This window comes from Paenibacillus sp. FSL R7-0128 (genome assembly GCF_038002245.1).
Lineage (GTDB): Bacteria > Bacillota > Bacilli > Paenibacillales > Paenibacillaceae > Paenibacillus_AQ > Paenibacillus_AQ silagei.
Genome location: NZ_JBBOCD010000001.1, coordinates 2329448 through 2346616, shown reverse-complemented (window position 1 = coordinate 2346616; position 17169 = coordinate 2329448). Strand labels below are relative to the sequence as shown.

The window sequence follows — 17169 nt, the reverse complement described above, 5'->3', positions numbered from 1 at the left end:
GTACGTATGATCCAACGCTGAATGCTGCTCGGTTGCGAGAGTCTGACAGCCACATACCAAGTTGAACCCGCTGCAGCAATGTCATGATCCCAGTGAATCTCCCGTACAGAAAAATGGGCAAATGGAAATGATACTAAGGAATAGATAAGTGCGATTGAGAACGCCAATTGAACCAAGTCATAAAAATGCTCCAGCCAGGTTCACCTCCGTATGAGCAATATGGGATAAAGTTGAATACAGTTCATACGTTAGATCGACGTTGTCGTTTCACTTATCTGCACGTTAGATTGACACATAGCAGCACATCCTGCTCCTCACCCTTTTGATCCACAATAGAAATTTGCTCAGGTGGTTTTTCCAGGCTTTTCCCTCTAACTAACAGCTGTTGTTCCCCTTCGATGGGGTACCTCCTTATATACACTCCTGAACCGATATCCTCATACGGATACTTGTCAAAATCGCTCCAATTCAGTGCGGCTCCCTTGTCCGCTAAGCTCTCTAATTCATTTAACGAAATATAGCCGCTCGTTCCTGGCTCCTTATGACTTTGGCAGGCTGTACATAAGATCAAGACAAATAACAATATCATTGGAAGCTTGAGGCATTTGGATAGTGTCATACAATCCCTCCAGGTTCTTATCATTCCATTGGTAATCTTAGGGATAATTATATCGTAATTTAAACAAGGAAGTCATAAAAACCGCCATATTAAATTCACTCCGGCCTTGAGTAAAGCTTTTCAATCAAATGATTTCTATACAGTTCAAGAGATTGCTGAGGTGGAACTCGTTAATACATTAACTTAAAAAGGATGTTAAGAGTGTATGCACACTCTTAACATCCTTTTTACTATCTTCACTTCACTTCAGTCCCATAGCTCTCCTTCCAATGCTCCAGCCACTGCGAATAATCCAGCCCTTTGATCTCCTTCAGCGTCTTCCCTTCGATGGAGTACTCTCCGCCGGCCACGATGAGATTCTTGATTATGCTTAGCGGACCCGAGGTTCCGCCTATGACCTCATGATCTGCAAGCATGACATTTACGGCAATCCTGTATTCGTCCGGGGGATATTGCTGTTCCAGGGGATGATTCTCTACGAGGAATCGGTAAGTTATGATTTTTTTGCCGAAATAGGCATCAGGTTCTTGCTTCTGCACCGACCAGAGCTGCATGTAATCCAGATTCTCAAGCATGGTCTGATCCAATGTGTATTGGGCAACTTCTCCTGCAGGGTCAACGATCCTGTAACCAAGAGTCTCAACATATCTGGCGGCAATTTGCTCGTCAGTCTCACCTTCGGCGGCGCCCCCCTTGTTGCTGCATCCCATTATGACCAGCAGTGCCAGGCTAAGCATTAGGAATAATCCTATGAGCCGGTTCATTCGTTTCGTCCCAATCTCATTGCAATACGTCTGAGGCTCTTCTTCTCTGGACAGCGGAGATTACAAGCGGGACAGCAAAGACAAGAGATAGTCCGAACAGGACGATAGCTGTAATTAAAGAGTTATGCCCTCCGTCAGAAGAAGCAGCATGATGGCCACCACCCACCAGGATTGCCCCTTCATTGGAATTGCGGTTCATAGAATTCAAGGCATCTGCCGATTCGCTAACCGCATCCCTAACCTCTGAAGGACTGATATTCTGCTCATTCGTTAAATCAATATAGGTCTCGTTAACCTCATTGTTTATATAGAGATAATCCAGCTCGTAGCGTTTGTCGTCAATAAGCTCTACAGTGCCCTTTCCGGCATACTCTGCTTCCAGCCGCTTCACGGTGTTGTCAAAATCATTATGATTACTGATGTTATAGATGGTCCATGCCCCTGACTCCAGTGTAGCTTCGATCACTCCAACCTGGGCCTCTTCCAGATAAAGAGGAAATTTATAACCTGCCATTTCATGTGAAATGGAGTTGTCATGGACATTCAACTGGTAATAGGGGATTCCTTCCCCCAGAGTGGCCTCATGAAAGCTTGTTTTGCCCGTACCATGAAAGTTATTCTTCTGGGCTTCAAGGCTATCCGCATAATACTCTTTATATTCCTGCTCAATGGCCCCTTTGATCTCTGCCCCAGCCTTCTCAAGACCAGAATCGGCATATGCCGCATTTCCAGCCAGTGATAGAGCCAGGACAGCGGTTAATAGCAACGCACGAATTTTCAAAAAAAGCCCTCCAATTGTTGTTTGTATTAGATCATTAATTTCAATTAATATTGTTTACTGTATTAACCCACTTATAAGTGGAATTGCTCTTGAACGTAGAATAGCCTTGAACGTTGCTCGAACCATCTGCCGGATCAATATAATATAAGTTCTGAATATTGTTAGTGGTGTTGTAGTAATACCCTTTAACTACAAAGGCATGGCCAATACTCGAGCCAGCCTTGCTCGTGAACGCAAGAACATTGGAGTAAGTATCTATATTGCTGACTAAACTATTGTACGACGGCACACTTAGTGATGCAGATGAGCTTACGCCATAGGCGGCAAGTCCTGCCTGGGCATCGTAGACCGTCCCGGCCGTGTCCATGTATATGCCCTTTGCAGCCTTCACTATATTTTGCTGGGTGGCGCTGGATTTCCCCAGATATTGTCCAGCCATGCTGGATACAGCCGCCCAGCACAGATAGCTGCCCTGTTGTACTTGGGAGGTTACGTCATGAATACGGGCTCCAGAAGCGGCGTATACGCTGCCTGCAAATAGAGAAGCGGAGATTATCGAACTAAACAGAATTGACAGCGATTTCAATTTCATTTTTTTCACTTTTTCAAATCCCTCTTGGAGTATTGATCTATCGGCCGACAGAACTGTAGATAATACTATCATAAAATACTATATTTGGAATATCTAAATTAAAGCTTTTATATTGATAATCATAGATTTAACAGTCCGCCAAAAGCTTATTTTCAGCTTGTCTCATCAGATTTAAGTATACACCTTGTGCAATTAGTTAACTAGACGTATACTTCTAGTAAGGGGGCGATGAGATGAGCAGAATGAAGAAAATCACGATATTTACGGGTATTGGATTGTTGAGCGTTGTTGTCATAGCCATTATTGCGGTCTACGCCTTCGTAATCCAGCGGCCGGTGACCACTATCCCCGTAATCGCAGAAGCGAAGCCCTACGAGTGGAATAAGGTGAAGCTGGGCGGGAATACCCTTTCCAGTGATGGATCGGAGTATTTCATCTGGACTAAGACCGGTGAGAGCAACAACTGGATCATCTTCTTTTCCGGCGGCGGGGTCAGCTGGGATGCCCGGAGCGCTGCACATCCTATTAAAATTATGAACTTTATTAAAGGCGGGGATACAGGCAACTATTTCGCTGACATTCCGTTCTATATGCTGACTTTGCTGGGCGGGATGATGGATACGGACAAACCGGATAATCCTTTTCACGGCTGGAATGTGGTCTACCTCCCTTATTCCACAGGTGACTTCCACATTGGTAACCGCGCCGCTACGTATTCGCGTGAGGACGGGAGCACCTTCACCATGCGGTATAACGGGCGTACTAATGTGCGCAGCAGCCTCGACTGGATCTATGCGAACGTGGCTAAACCCGATAAGCTGCTGATTGCAGGCGAAAGTGCTGGCGGATTCGGGTCCGCCTTCTGGGCGCCCGAAATCGCCTCTCATTACAAAGACTCGGAGATCTTTCAATATTCAGACAGCTCCTTCCTGAAGTCAGACAAGTGGCCGCAGGTGATGGAGCAGGAATGGGACTCGGATTTCACTGCAAACTTCGGGTATGCGCCGGAGGCAGATATCATCGGGGCTGCTTTTCGGGCGGATGGCCGGCTGCTGCCTGCAGGTACGGTGCTTTTACAAGCATACTCGGTATATGATGAGATTCTGATCCACTTTCAGAACAAGATTAACGATTACAACGGGCCACGGGACCAGAAACTCATTAAAGAGTGGTCAGAGGAAATGCGGCAATCAGTAGCTGCTCTAGCGGCAACGGTTCCTAATTATTATTACTATCTGACGGATTACGGGCTGAACGCTGAGAACGGGACAACTCCGCACACTTTTTCCACCCGGGAGACCTTCTATCAGACGGAGCAGGATGGTGTGAAGCTTGTGAAGTGGCTGGGGGATGCGGTCAATCAGCAGAAGCGCTATTCGGTAGGCAGCGAGTTCTTGGGGACAACAGCACCTGCTCAGGAGTAGCTTTTGCAGCAGCGGTATTTTCGCAGGAAGATAGGAGAGAAGATCATTGAATTTACGTGAAAAGCAAATGCAAATGACCAAAGAGCTCATTAAGGAGGCCGCACTGGGCCTATTCTGTACTCAGGGGATCGAACGTACGGATATGGCACAGATCGCCGGACAAGCCGGTGTCTCCCGCCGCACGTTGTACCTTCATTATAAGGACAAGGAAGATTTAGCCGCTAAGCTCTATGTGGATAATCTGGAGCGGATGTTTGGCAATCTGCTGTTTGATTTCGATTTTGCCCGGCCTGTTCCCTCCCTGGAGAAGATTCTGGATCAATATCTGGCATTAAAAGATCATCACGAGGCACTGATCTATTATGATGCTATTTTTGGAGTGTATTTTAGCACCCTGTCCAAGGATCCGGCGGAGCTGCCTGATTTCAAGAGAGCTATGGAGGTCTGGTATTCCCGGTACATCAACCTTGAGACAGCAGCGGTGGCTCCAGAGTATCAAAAAAAGTGGCTGGATCTTCTGCAGAAGTCCACCCACCTGTATTTCATGTATTTACAAAAAGCCGTTATTCTGTCTCATCAGCGGGGCGGTTCCGTTACGGAGGAAGACCGGGCAGCGGACCGGCAATTCAAGGATTTCATTATGGCTGGCGTGCGGGCAACCTGACGATAATCGTTGTTCCCTCTTTTGCCGCACCGTCCAGCTCAATACTGCCCTGATGCAGGTAGACGATTTTTGAGACAATTGCCAGTCCCAGGCCGTTCCCGTTATTACTTCCATTCCGCGACTTGTCTATCGTATAGAATCTTTGGAATACGGCACCCCACTCTTCCGGGGAGATCCCGATGCCATTATCGCTGATCGTGACCGCAACTTCTGCTGCATTGTGATCTATACGGATGCGGATCTTTCCGCCTTCAGGCGTGAACTTGATGCTGTTGCCCAGCAGATTCATCCACACCTGCTTCAGCTGATCTTCATCGCCAATGATATAGACCGCTTCCGGCAGCTCCAGATCGATAACGATGCTACGGGCTGACCATTGCGGCTCACAGGTCACCACGATGGTTCTAATCTGCTCATCAAGCCGGAAGGAGACTGCCGAGAAGGGGTGATGCTCGGAATCCAGTGAAGCCAGCTTCAGCAGATTATCACTCAGCCGTGACAGACGTCCACTTTCCGCAATGATGATATCCAGATAGTCCTTACGCTCCTCTTCCGCAATCAAATCATTGTTCTGCAACGCCTTGGCAAAACCCGAAATGGAGGTAAGCGGTGTCTGGATTTCATGGGAGACATTAGAGACGAAATCCTGCCTCATCTGCTCCAGCTGCTTCAGTTCTCCCGCCATCTCCACATAGCTCTGTGTCAGCTCTCCAATCTCGTCTACACGGTTCATTCTGAGATCCACCTCGAAATCACCTTTGGCCAGTCTTCGGGTGGCATTCGTCAAAGCCTTAATCGGCTCCACCAGGTATCTGGCAGCAATAAGAATGCTTACACTTCCCAGCAACAGCACGAGCAATAGCACAAAGAGTACCAGACGGTTGACGATATGTTCGTTCTCGGCTGAGTACTGCAGGAACATCGCACGCCACTCCCCCTTGAGCATAAAGGGCATTCCAATGAACGTATCATTATCTTCCGTGGAAGAACGATAGACCTTCCCCTGCAACACTTGCCGGACAGCCCCGGGAGTGATGGTAACAGCCGGACTATCCGCGAGCCCATAGAAAGTATGTTCCCCCGACCGGTCGTACAAATGGATAGGATGCGCCGATACCTTAACCATACTATTCAGGAACTCATCCGTATCTTCAGGCCTGGCGTCATCATAGCGGTGAATGATCTCCCTGCCCACTGTAATCATCTCGTTCTGTCCCTCATAGCTTATTTGCTTCTGAAATACATACAAGCCGATGAAAAAGGAACAGATCAGACTAAAGACAATAATGCCGAGAAATGTGAGAATGACCCGAACATACAGTGTCTTGATCATGACTCAGGGATCAGGCGGTAGCCCAGACCGCGGGCAGTTTCGATATGAAAACCCTCGCCATTGCCGCTGAATTTCTCTCTCAGCCGGCTGACATGCACATCCACAGTCCGGCCATCCCCTTCATAATTCAAACCCCAGATTTGCTGGATCAGCTGTTCTCTGGTGAATATCTGCCTGGGGTGGCTGACCAGCAAAAACAGAAGATCAAATTCCTTCAAAGGTAACGTGACCGGCATTCCACCGCGTGTAACCTGAAAAGTCCGGCGGTTAAGCACCACATTGCCAAGCTGTACGGACTGGGAAGTGACAACCAGTGAGCGTTTGAGCAGTGCTTTTACCCGCATGACCAGCTCAACCGGATCAAAGGGCTTGGTCAGATAATCGTCCGTTCCGAGCTGAAATCCTTTCACTTTGTGGGCCGATTCCGCTTTGGCTGTCACCATGAGAAGGGGCAGGTTGGCATCCGTACGCCGGATTTCCCGGCACAGCTCCCAGCCGTTCAGTCCCGGCATCATAATATCCAGAATCACAAGATCGACATGCGAGTTCTCAATGATGGACATCGCCTTGGTGCCATCCCCGGCTTCTTCGAGGTCGAACCCTTCTTTGCGCAGATATAGAGACATCAGCTTCCGGATATTGTCATCATCATCCGCGATCAGTATAGTAGCCACGATCATCCTTCTCTCTTAAGCGTTATCCAAACTGCCAGCCGAGCAGATTCCAATAGTAGAAGAAGAACGTCAGTTGGGCAGCCGACAGCATCACTAATGTGTAATGCACCCGCCTGAGGGCGGTCCAATATTTATTTTTCCATACCAGTATAGCTGAGACCAGCATTGCTAAGGTCAAGCCCGCCATAATGATTGGCATAACCAAGCTGACAGACAGTAAAGGGCTGATACTGCTGAGCTTCTGCATAATGTCCATGGACATAATAATCATAAACAGAGTCATAAAAGACAACAGCGCCCAAACGGCAGTTCCCGCAGATAATCGGATGGCCCGCTTTTCCGGGAGCGTCATCGCCTTGAACCTGCGTCTGAAGAAGATAGGTCCGGGCAATGCCGTGAGGAAAATGAATCCCAAGACACCAAGCAGGATAAGCCAAAACTTACTCTGATCCAAAAGCGGCGTACGCTCCAGCGGCATCTCCGGAGCCATGTCCAGGAGCATATGTGTCACTGCGCCGGACTCATCCGTCAGGAAGCCGATCTGGTCGGTCCCTTCCTCCAGCTGGAACAGGTTAGGAGCGACTGCTCTGTACAGCTGTTGTTCACTACCGCTTCCCAAGGATATCTTGTTATCCACAATCGTAACATTCAGTTGGGCAAAAAAGTTAAAGAACTTGTCAATATCACTTATGTTGCGGCGTGTAAATTGATAGGAGCCGGCATATTTCTGTACGGATTCCGCGGAAGCGGAGAACTCCGGCTGCTTCACTTCAGGAGCGGGATAGTACTTGTTGAACAAGGCCTGGACCAGATGGGTCGCAGCTTCGCTGCCTTGACCGCCATTGTAGGATAAGAAAATCCCCAGTTGCTTGGCAGGTGCGAGATACAATTCCGTATTAAACATGGGATCGGAGCCGCCATGAGAGATTATTCTCACCCCGTTCACCCGCTTCTCTGCGAATCCGAGAGCTACTCCCGGCAGGCGCTTATCAAGCTGGAATGCCGTTGAATGCATCAATACAGCCGTCTCAGGCTTCAGAATCTGCCCGGTGCCATATTTCCCGTTCTGCAGATGCGCGATCATGAAATGTGCCATGTCTATTGCAGATACAGTACCCGAGCCGGCAGGACGAAATCCGCCCTCGAAGGTAGGTGTGCCCGGAATAAAGCTGCCGTTCCCGCTATTATACCCTACCACCTGGTTAGGGATGAATGACTCCGGCAAAGGCTCCACGACCGTTGAATGCTTCATGTCCAGCGGATCGAAGATATACTTCTGAATATAATCATTATAAGGAATACCGCTGACATCCTCCACGATCATACCTGCAAGCGTTGCTCCATAATTAGAATAAGCACTCATCTCACCTGGCGGTCTGATCCGTGCCAGCATATGTTTATTGAGTGTCTCCGAGATGGAACCGGGCAATCGGGCAGGATCAGTGACGATCTGATAACCGACTCCGCCCTCTTCAAAGCCTGCTGTATGGGTCATCAAATGACGCATGGTGATGGGTTCAGGATAAGTAGCAGGAATCTTCACGGATTTCAGGTAGGTATTAATGTCCGTGTCCAGATCAATCTTGCCCTGTTCCACCAGCTGCATCACTGCTGTCCAAGTGAACAGCTTGGTCGTTGAAGCGATTCGGAACATGCTGGTTGCAGGGTCAACCGGAGCCGCCTGCTCCAGATTGGAACTGCCATACCCCTTGCCCAGAATGATTTTGCCATCCTTGACGATGGAGATCACCGCTCCCGGAATTTGCAGCCGGTTCATATACTCTTCCATCATTCCATCCACGAAGGCTGTCAGACTTGCCGTATCCTCAAGATTGGCAGGCGCTTCAATCCGGGAACCCGGTGAAGCGGCTTGCCCTGTCTCCGCACTGGCATGTTTCCCGGGAAATATAAGGCTCGCACTTAATCCCATCACAGCCAATATTGCCAGAGCAGCGTCCCGCCATTTTTTCTTAGGTGTTAACATGATTACCCTCCGCATCATCTTCTATATTTAAGGTTAGGGTCAATCTCCCTAACACTTCTAGAGATTATCAGAGTAGTGTGAATGGAACGTTAACAGAACTTCTAATCGTTATGTAACGATTAATTTCTTTTCCATACCCTTACACTGATTAAATAATATAAAGTCATAAGAAATTGGATTATTAATATACCCAGCGGAAACAAATAAAGCATTTCAAACTGATATTTTCGGAAAAGCTCAAAGGAAACTACAGCATAGCCTCTGGGTTCAATACCTTGCAATTCCACGAAAAGAAATAAGAGTAAACTGCTTGGAATGACCGTAAATAAAAACCAGGTGATTTGCTCCTCTCTCTTATTAGCCCTAATAAACAATAAAGAATTAATAAAACACATGCATAAGGGCAGGAAGTAGGTTTTGCAAAGTAATATTATTATTCCTGTTGCCCATCCCTCAATTCTTATCTCAAGAAAATAGATTAAAATCAGATGTACTGCAATTGCTGCTAACATATAAAGAACGGCTTGGTATATTGGCTTTATGAATTTCCCCATTCTCTTTCCTCCTTGCTAACATTGTATGAGGTAAAATGATTATTCTTTGGATAATATCATAAACCACATGGAAACCCACAGGAGTAACTGGATAACTGAATAGATAATGGGGAAGAAAAACATCAATTCCCAATAACCCTGTTCAAAATGGAATTCTATAAATACAGGTTCGCTCGGCTCCGCACCTGTAATTTCTTTTATTTTAAAAAGGATGGCCGCACTGGGAAGCAGACTGGTCAATAGCCAAACCAGATTATACCTGATCTTCTTCGTTTTCAAAGACCTTACACAAGTTGCATACAACAAAAAAACCGGAGCGCAATATGTCAATGCAATTTGCAGACCCCCTACTTCCTCCCACGCACCCTTTTTTAAATTCAAAAAGCTAATAATCAGCAAATGAATTATACCCACCACTGCAACCTGCGCTAGTCCTTTAATCCTAATCATCATCCGCTCACTCAACTTATCTCCCCCGAGATTATATATATTTTCCTTTTACACCGAATATCGGATTCTCCGCTTGATTTATGTATATCAAAGAACATCAAAAAAGGAGCCGTATACAGATACGGCCCCAACTCATATTATTCTTCTTACAAACGAGATGGTACAGACAGAATCAGGATTGCTATACTTTTAACTTAATTGCATAGTAGTCAGGCAAGTATCATCACTCTCAAAAGTGGAAATCTCAGACTGGGCCTGCTTACCTTCATGAGTAATGGTCATCTTATAGTTCTGATCACGCGGCAGCCATAGGTCGATGAAGCCGTTCGGCTGGGACTTGACGGTCTGGTTCATGATCTCCTTACCGTCCGCATCTTCGATTGTTACCCCGAAGGATTGGCCGGCCATCTCTCCCTGGCAGCCGGTCAGGCTGTGGGTGGCACAGGGATGTGTATTCTGCACATAAGGGGCAACCGACAGGAAGAACTCATCCTCCGGCAGCCCATAGACTGCTTCGTTAGAACCGCCGCTGTCCACAATCAGCTGGGTCGAGGTAATCGAAGCGGATTCCGCCGTCAAGGTACGTGAGCTGAAGTCAGCCACCATTTGCTTGATGTCCTGACTGGCAGCCTGACTGCTTCCCGGAGTTGTAGCAACCTCCGTTGTCTTCGTCCCCCCACTTCCCGCGTACAGGTAAATTCCCAGCGCTGCAATAACCGCGCAAGTACCCGCTACTACTTTATTGTTCATGTTAAAATTCAGCTCCTTGTAGATGGCATTCAGCCCATTTCTTCCCGCAGATCATGCTCCATGAACAGAATATCACGTTTCATTTCCTTCATGCTAGCTCTGGAGATCCGTCCAGCCTCGAACATCAGCTGAATGTGGTCACGTTCGAGCTGAATGCCTGCTCTCGACAATTCCTGCAGCGATTCTTCGAACTCCCGTTTCGTGGAGGAAATGGACTCTGGACGGGTTAACCGCATTCTTCCCCGCTCATAGCGCAGAATCAGGGCGCTAATTACTTCAGGCTCCATCCCTCCCGTAGTCTGCAGCTCTCTCAGCCGCTCAAGAACATAAGCGAAAATCCCGGCCTGCAGCCGGTTTGATTCCTCACGCCGCTCCTGCGCGCTTAAGCGGACCTGCTGAATGACACCTGTGATTTCTTCCCAGCTTTTGAACGGAATCAGATCATTCTTGTACTGCGGATCACGGGTGTATATGAACAGCTGCCGGTTCAGGCGGTTCAGATAGCGGTATGCCGTATACGGGTTCACTTCGTGCTGCTTGAGCGCAAGCATAGTGTATTCCCGCTGCCACTTGAGTGCTGTCACCCCAAGCTTACGTTCCATTTCCTCAGCGTCTTCATTCTTCTTCAGCAGACGGATTCTTGCGTTATAGATCCCGGTTAGATGATTCAAGGCGAGGCGGGACTGATCTGTAGCCTGCTCATTTAAGCCCGCAACCACACTGCGCAGAATTTCGATTTTGGCCTCGGCCTCCTCGGCATTGTGCTCTGCTTCATGATCTGAGCCAAGCAACAGCGGCAGCAGAAAGTTAGACGCCAGCAGAGTCCATAGAATGACACCCGCCGCCAGGAAAATAATCAGGTCTCTCGCCGGAAAGTAGGAGCCGTCATCCAGGAAAAACGGCAGTGACATCGTACTCGCCAGGGTAATCGTACCTCGAACCCCCGACAGTGTAAGAATGAGCGCCTTTTTGAATTCCAGCTTCCAGGGTCCGCGCGGCTCCTCCCCTTCGGGAATATCCATGACTAGCATCCAGATCAGCCTCAGACCGAGAACGGCAGCGGTTAATAGCAGGGTATACAGGATAACCTGGACATTCCCTATATCCGGGTTGTTCCAGACGGTCTGAATAATCTCCGGCAGCTGGGTACCCAGCAGCAGGAAGACCAGGCCGTTCAGGACGAAGATAATGACGGACCAGGTGCTTTTGGACACGATACTCAGCTTGGCTACTTCAGGATTCATCTGCTTGTACCCGAAGGAATGGGCGATCCCTGCACTGACCACTGCCAGAATGCCATTGACTCCCAGCTCCTCAGCGGCCATGAAAATTGCAAAGGGTGTCAGAATCTCAATCAGCATATGTAGCGTGACATTCTCCATCCCGAGCCTGCGCAACCACCGCACGATCCCGTATTTAATGAGCGTGAGCACAAGACCCAGCACCACACCGCCTAGGGAGATGCCAATAAAGCTCAGACTGGCCGTTTTGAAAGAGAAGGCGCCTGTAACCATAGCTGCGACTGCAAATTGAAAGGACACCAGACCCGACGCGTCGTTAATCAAAGATTCTCCTTCGAGAATTTGCATCGTCTGATGGGGGATTTTTACTTTTTGTTCCAAAGCGCCTACAGCGATCGCATCCGTAGGGGCCAGTGCCGCAGCCAGCGCAAACGCAGCCGCCAGGGGCAATACCGGCAGCAGCCAGTGCAGGAAATATCCCAGCACCCCTACCGTTAGAAAAACCAGCCCCAGCGCCAGCAGCAATATCGGCTTTTTCAGCTTCCATAAGGCCACTTTATCGGCAAGCCTGCCGTCATTGAACAGCAAGGGAGCAATGAATAATAGCAGGAACAGCTCCGGGTTCAGCTCCAGCTCGAAATGCAGGGGCAACCAGGTCAAGGCCATACCCAGCGCGATCTGAATGATCGGCACGGAGAGCGAGGGGATAAACCGGTTCACCAGATTAGACAGCGACACGGCAGCCAGCATCAACAAAATATACTCAAATAATTCCAATCGGACAAACCTCCATCTCTGCACTTGTATGTGCAGATACTAAATTACGTTATGTATTTAAACTCAGTATAAACGATCTGGAAGGAAATATCCTCTTGGTGGCGGACTATAAAGCATCTATTGCCGCTCCCCCGTGTGCAGGCGTATAATTAGCTCAGACGAAGAACGTCCCAAGCCATCGCTGGCAGAGGGGCGTTCTTTTTTTGCGTAAAGGAGAGATGGAGGGAATGCAAATGGATTTTGAAAAAGCGCATCAGCTGCTCTTGGACCATCATTTGTCGATCAGAACAGGAGAGCGCAGAGGCCGGCTGTCACGGGGGCATCAGTATGCAGAGAAGCTGCTGCTGCGTAACGTCTGGTGGCCGCTGTTTGGCAATCTGGATGATCTGCATCCGGAGTATGAGGTCTACGACTGGAACCGTAAATCGCAATTTCTGGATTTTGCATTTCTTCCGTCGTACGGAAAATTCGGCCTGGAATGTGATGGTTATCAGAGCCATGTGAAGGATATGGACCGCGAAAGGTTCAGCTACTCACTGAATCGGGAGAATTATCTGAACGGACTGGGCTGGAGGATTGTACATTTCTCCTTCGATGATGTACAGAATCGTCCGGAAATCTGCCGTATGCTGCTGCAAATGGTCATTTCCCCTTCTTTACTCCGTGTTCAGTCAGGACCCTCACTTTCACCGAGGGAAAGAGAGATTGTCAGACTCTCCTTGAGTCAAAAAAAGGGGTTACGGCCCAAAGATGTGATGCTTCAATACAACGTAAGCTTTCGGACGGCTCGCAAACAACTGCAGGAGCTGGTCCATAAAGGACTGCTGCGCCCTATCATACTAAACAGATACATTTGCTACTATGAGCCCGTGCAGGGATTACCTGATTTGTATCAGTAAGTACTGATGACTAGCCTTGGGTGAACCGCTCTGAACATAGGTAAGCCTTATGAGTAAATCCTCAGTATGCAATTTGGCGGGGATTGTAGCGGGTTGACAGTCTAGCAGCCTTAATAATGTTGCAGATATTGCAACTTGGCTATCTAGATACTGGGGTGAGCGGGAGAATTGTTGCAGGAAATGCAGGAATCTTAACGTGAAGTTACTTAAATGCGGAGTATTCCTGCTTTTTGTGCAACATTTTCTGATTATGGCCCCTTAATGTGAGGCAATGTTGCATTATGTGCAGGAATTGTAATTGCGCTGCCGCCTCCACTTCCAAATCAGCAGGGGATGGCTCAATGTACAGTTCAGCGGATGGTCAGCGGATGGTCAGCGAATGGCACAGCGGATGGCTCAGGGGACGACTCAATGTACAGTTCAGCAAAATGACTCAGCAGGTGAACACAATTACAGAGGAACACCCCGCTTATTTCATAAGCGGGGTAACTTCCTGTTCCATTTGCCCGAGCAACTCGTCAACGGTGGACGTTTGCGTGTAGAGACCGTCCATCAACAGCTGGATCTTCGTATCAATCTGCTGCCAGTTCTTATGTCCTGGCGCGATCCGCGCCGTGGCGATCTGATCGAGCACCGCCTGCTGGATGCTCTCCGGTGAAGGCTTGGATGCTGCCCGCAGGAAGACATCGGATTCCAGAACAGACTTGCGTGACGGGACAAAATATTGCGCGGTGATGCTCATAGACTCTGCACTGGTGATGAACTTGAGGAATTCTGCAGCCTCTGCCGGATGACTGGTCTCGAAAACAGATACTCCCGCATAACCGAGGGAGGTCCCTGTCCCCTTAATGCCTGACGGCATCGGAGCGATGTCCCAGGCAAAATCGGTAACCGCGCGGGCCTTGGAAGTATAGCTGTAACGGTCCGTATACATTCCAATCCGGCCGCTGTCGAAGGCAATCTCATCCCCGGGCAGCGGGTGCACCTTGCTCTTGAACATCATGTCACTGTAGAGCTGGAGCGCTTCCTTCCCTGCGGGAGAATTGAGTGCAAATGATGCTCCGCCGCTGTCGAACAGCTCCGCTCCATGCGACCAGAACAGCGGCAGCAGTGCGTCCGACCAGTTGTTCCAATCGCGGACCAGCTTCACGCCGTAGATGCCGCGCTGCGGGTCGGTAAGGCTTCGCGCCGCCTTGAGGAATTCATCGTAGTTCCACTGTCCTTCTTCATACAGCTCCGTTGGCGTCTTCAGTCCACGGGCCTGGAACAAATCCTTATTGTAATAGATCAGCACCGGGGGCGTGGAGAACGGGATGCCATATAAATGGTCTCCCCGCTTAAAAATATCAAGGGTAGACGGATAAATATCCGCATACCGGTAGTCAGAGTCATCCTGAACCGCTGCGGCAATATCAGCCAGTTGGCCTGATTCAAGCAGCTGCGGGATCATCCGCTCCGCCAGCCAGCCGGCATCCGGCGCGGTGCGGGAGGCCAGCATGATTGACAGCTTCTGCTGATAATCCGCAAAGGGAATCATCATAATCTCGACCTCGATCCCGGAATGAAGCTGTTCAAATTCAGCTATAAGCTCCTCCACCATCGCCTTCTGCGCATCATTGCCCCAGATACTGAACTTTAGCTTCACGGGTGCCTGCACAGCAGCCGTCCCGCTCTCCACTTCTCCCTCCCCGCCTAACCCGCCGGGCGCCCCGTTTCCGGCATCCGAAGAACAGCCCCCAGCCAGCAATACGGCAGCGATAAGCGCTAACAGCCTAATCCGCATTATTCCTCTCCTCCTTGCCTGTCCCCTGCGGGTCCGGCATCATTCATCGCCTCCCAGTTCATCGGCAGGCGCAGCGAGACCGTTACGCCCTGCTCTGCCGAATTATCCAGTGTCAGGCCGTAAGGCTCCCCGTAGAGAAGCCGCAGCCGCTGATGCACATTTCGCAGCGCGAACCCCTTGAGTATCCGGCCAAAGCCTCCTTGCTCCGCATCGGCTGCGGCCCGGGGCTGACGGCTATATAGCTGTTCTTCAAGCTCCAGCATCCGTGCGCGGGTGATGCCGAGGCCATTATCCCTAACCGACAGAATCAGATCCTCTTCTTCTACAGAGGCGGTCAAGGTAAGGCACAGCTTGTCCGGTCCCATGGCATGCTCAATGACATTTTCGATCAGCGGCTGCAGAATCAGCTTCGGCACCACACAGGAATCAAAGGAAGAATCAATATGGATCACGGCCTCCAGCTTGTCCCCTAGACGCATGCCTTGAATACGCAGATAGGCTTCCACGAATTTCACCTCATCCAGCACATACACCATCTGTTCCCGGTGGCCTACGGTATAACGCAGCAGCTTGCCGAGACTGGTTACCACACCGGAGAGCTCCCGGGTATTGCCCTGAAGTGCCAGCATGTTCACCATCTCCAGCGTGTTGTACAGAAAATGCGGATGAATCTGGCTCTGCAGCGCCAGCAGCTCTGCCTCCCGCTCCTTCAGCCGGGTCTCATAGACCTCCTTGACCAGACGGTCAATCTCGCCGATCATCGTGTTGAATCCTTCGGTCAGCTGCCCGATTTCATCGCTGGTGGTGACCGTCGCGCGTTCGAGGAACAGCCCCCGCTTCACCTGCCTCATCTTCGACTGAAGATGAGCAATGGGCTTAATCAGGCGGCTCGACAGCAGTATGGCTGCTACGTAAGCCGCCATAAGGGCCACTATGGAGACAATCAGTGTAGAGTTTGTCAGCTCACGGGCATCCTCCCGAAGCTGCGCCCGGGGCATCAGCGAGGTGACCTTAAGTCCTGTGTACGGTGATTCCGCAGAGGCAATAATATAAGATTCGCGTGAATCGGGAAGCTTGCCGGCCCCGGAGTACAGAACCACCTGATCCTTGCCTGTAATCTGCAGCAGGCCGCTCCCGCTTGAGCGCACCGTCGAGACAATTGATCCGAAGCCCCGGGGCATCAGATCTACCTTGACAATCCCCAGCATGGCATGGGTGTAAGGTTCACGGATGACTCTGGCCACGGAGATGATCCCCTGCTTCGCCTTTGTGTAGTAAGCTGCGCTGTGCGGCGGAAGAATGGCAAGGCCACCGTCCGCCTGCTCTACGGTCTCCATCCACTCTGCCATGCTGCGGTCCCACCGCTTCCTCACACTCTGGTCCAGATTACTGAAGATTCCGCCGTCATTGGTGAACACCAGGATGCTCTCAATTTCACCCCGGTCAAAAGCCAGCGAAGAGATAAACAGGTTCATCTTCAGCGTCTCATCCGTGCTCAGATAGGTGCCGCCCGAACCCGGCCCCCTGTGCTTGCGGAGAATCTGCATCATATCCTCATCATACAGCGGCGCAAGCGTCAGACGGTCCAGCTCCTTAATATAATGCTCCAGATTAATATTAATCTGGCTGACGACCTGATTGGACAGTTCTACCGTGCTGCGTTCTACTCCGGCAATATATTTCTTATAGCTGATGGTGCCGATGACCAGGAACGGAATGGTGATCAGCAAGCAGAATAAAATGATAAACTTCGTGCGCAGCGGCACATAAGCGGATCGGTTGAATCTTTTACCGGATAACATGCGTAACATGCGGACAGCCTCCCCGAACTCTGGTTCTACATCAACATAGCATAATCCGGGATGGAAGTCAGAGCTATC

The 17169-nt window shown here is 49.7% G+C and carries 16 protein-coding genes; 3 read left to right on the top strand and 13 right to left on the bottom strand.

The window, feature by feature from the left end:
- Window positions 1–271 precede the first annotated feature (271 nt).
- The 4 genes from NST26_RS09540 to NST26_RS09525 all read right to left on the bottom strand — a co-directional run bounded on the left by NST26_RS09540 (window position 272) and on the right by NST26_RS09525 (window position 2756).
- Window positions 272–619 (bottom strand): hypothetical protein, encoded by a 348-nt coding sequence (locus NST26_RS09540; protein ID WP_340954566.1) that lies wholly within the window; start codon window positions 617–619, stop codon window positions 272–274.
- Between the two features lie 236 nt (window positions 620–855).
- Entirely contained in the window at window positions 856–1356 is a 501-nt protein-coding gene (locus tag NST26_RS09535; protein ID WP_340954568.1) for a hypothetical protein, read from the bottom strand.
- Between the two features lie 43 nt (window positions 1357–1399).
- Window positions 1400–2164 carry a hypothetical protein gene (locus NST26_RS09530; RefSeq protein WP_340979067.1) on the bottom strand — a complete coding sequence of 255 codons (765 nt, stop codon included), beginning with the start codon at window positions 2162–2164 and terminating at the stop codon, window positions 1400–1402.
- Window positions 2165–2204: 40 nt separating this feature from the next.
- Entirely contained in the window at window positions 2205–2756 is a 552-nt protein-coding gene (locus NST26_RS09525; RefSeq protein WP_235191728.1) for a papain-like cysteine protease family protein, read from the bottom strand.
- 233 nt (window positions 2757–2989) lie between these two features.
- Here NST26_RS09525 and NST26_RS09520 point away from each other — a divergent pair, with 233 nt between their 5' ends.
- Both NST26_RS09520 and NST26_RS09515 read left to right on the top strand, forming a co-directional pair.
- Window positions 2990–4180, top strand: a complete 1191-nt coding sequence (locus NST26_RS09520; protein WP_340954572.1) for a pectin acetylesterase-family hydrolase — start codon at window positions 2990–2992, stop codon at window positions 4178–4180.
- Between the two features lie 46 nt (window positions 4181–4226).
- Complete coding sequence (locus NST26_RS09515; RefSeq protein WP_340954577.1) at window positions 4227–4844, top strand: TetR/AcrR family transcriptional regulator; 618 nt, start codon at window positions 4227–4229, stop codon at window positions 4842–4844.
- Here NST26_RS09515 and NST26_RS09510 read toward each other — a convergent pair.
- From NST26_RS09510 to NST26_RS09480, 7 genes are all read right to left on the bottom strand, one after another.
- Window positions 4819–6177, bottom strand: coding sequence for a sensor histidine kinase (locus NST26_RS09510; protein ID WP_340954580.1), 1359 nt, complete (start codon window positions 6175–6177; stop codon window positions 4819–4821). The two genes, NST26_RS09515 and NST26_RS09510, sit on opposite strands and share 26 nt — an antisense overlap.
- Window positions 6174–6851: a response regulator transcription factor gene (locus NST26_RS09505; protein ID WP_036721658.1), complete on the bottom strand. Its 678-nt coding sequence runs from the start codon at window positions 6849–6851 to the stop codon at window positions 6174–6176. Before NST26_RS09505 ends, NST26_RS09510 begins: the two co-directional genes overlap by 4 nt.
- Before the next feature lie 22 nt (window positions 6852–6873).
- Window positions 6874–8835, bottom strand: coding sequence for a serine hydrolase domain-containing protein (locus NST26_RS09500; protein WP_340954583.1), 1962 nt, complete (start codon window positions 8833–8835; stop codon window positions 6874–6876).
- Between the two features lie 119 nt (window positions 8836–8954).
- Entirely contained in the window at window positions 8955–9389 is a 435-nt protein-coding gene (locus NST26_RS09495; RefSeq protein WP_209872593.1) for a hypothetical protein, read from the bottom strand.
- A 39-nt stretch (window positions 9390–9428) separates the two neighbouring features.
- Window positions 9429–9854, bottom strand: coding sequence for a hypothetical protein (locus NST26_RS09490; protein WP_340954585.1), 426 nt, complete (start codon window positions 9852–9854; stop codon window positions 9429–9431).
- A 174-nt stretch (window positions 9855–10028) separates the two neighbouring features.
- On the bottom strand, window positions 10029–10589 hold the full coding sequence (locus NST26_RS09485) for a CueP family metal-binding protein (protein ID WP_340954587.1): 561 nt from the start codon (window positions 10587–10589) through the stop codon (window positions 10029–10031).
- Window positions 10590–10618: 29 nt separating this feature from the next.
- Entirely contained in the window at window positions 10619–12607 is a 1989-nt protein-coding gene (locus tag NST26_RS09480; RefSeq protein ID WP_340954588.1) for a Na+/H+ antiporter, read from the bottom strand.
- Between the two features lie 233 nt (window positions 12608–12840).
- On the opposite strand from NST26_RS09480, the gene NST26_RS09475 reads away from it, so the two are divergent.
- A complete protein-coding gene (locus NST26_RS09475; protein ID WP_340954590.1) occupies window positions 12841–13506 on the top strand; it encodes a hypothetical protein in 666 nt (221 codons plus the stop codon).
- Between the two features lie 469 nt (window positions 13507–13975).
- On the opposite strand, the gene NST26_RS09470 is transcribed toward NST26_RS09475, so the two are convergent.
- Window positions 13976–15289, bottom strand: a complete 1314-nt coding sequence (locus NST26_RS09470) for an ABC transporter substrate-binding protein (RefSeq protein WP_340954593.1) — start codon at window positions 15287–15289, stop codon at window positions 13976–13978.
- A complete protein-coding gene (locus tag NST26_RS09465) occupies window positions 15289–17100 on the bottom strand; it encodes a sensor histidine kinase (protein ID WP_340954596.1) in 1812 nt (603 codons plus the stop codon). The genes NST26_RS09470 and NST26_RS09465 overlap by 1 nt, the downstream gene beginning before the upstream one ends.
- Between the last annotated feature and the right edge of the window lie 69 nt (window positions 17101–17169).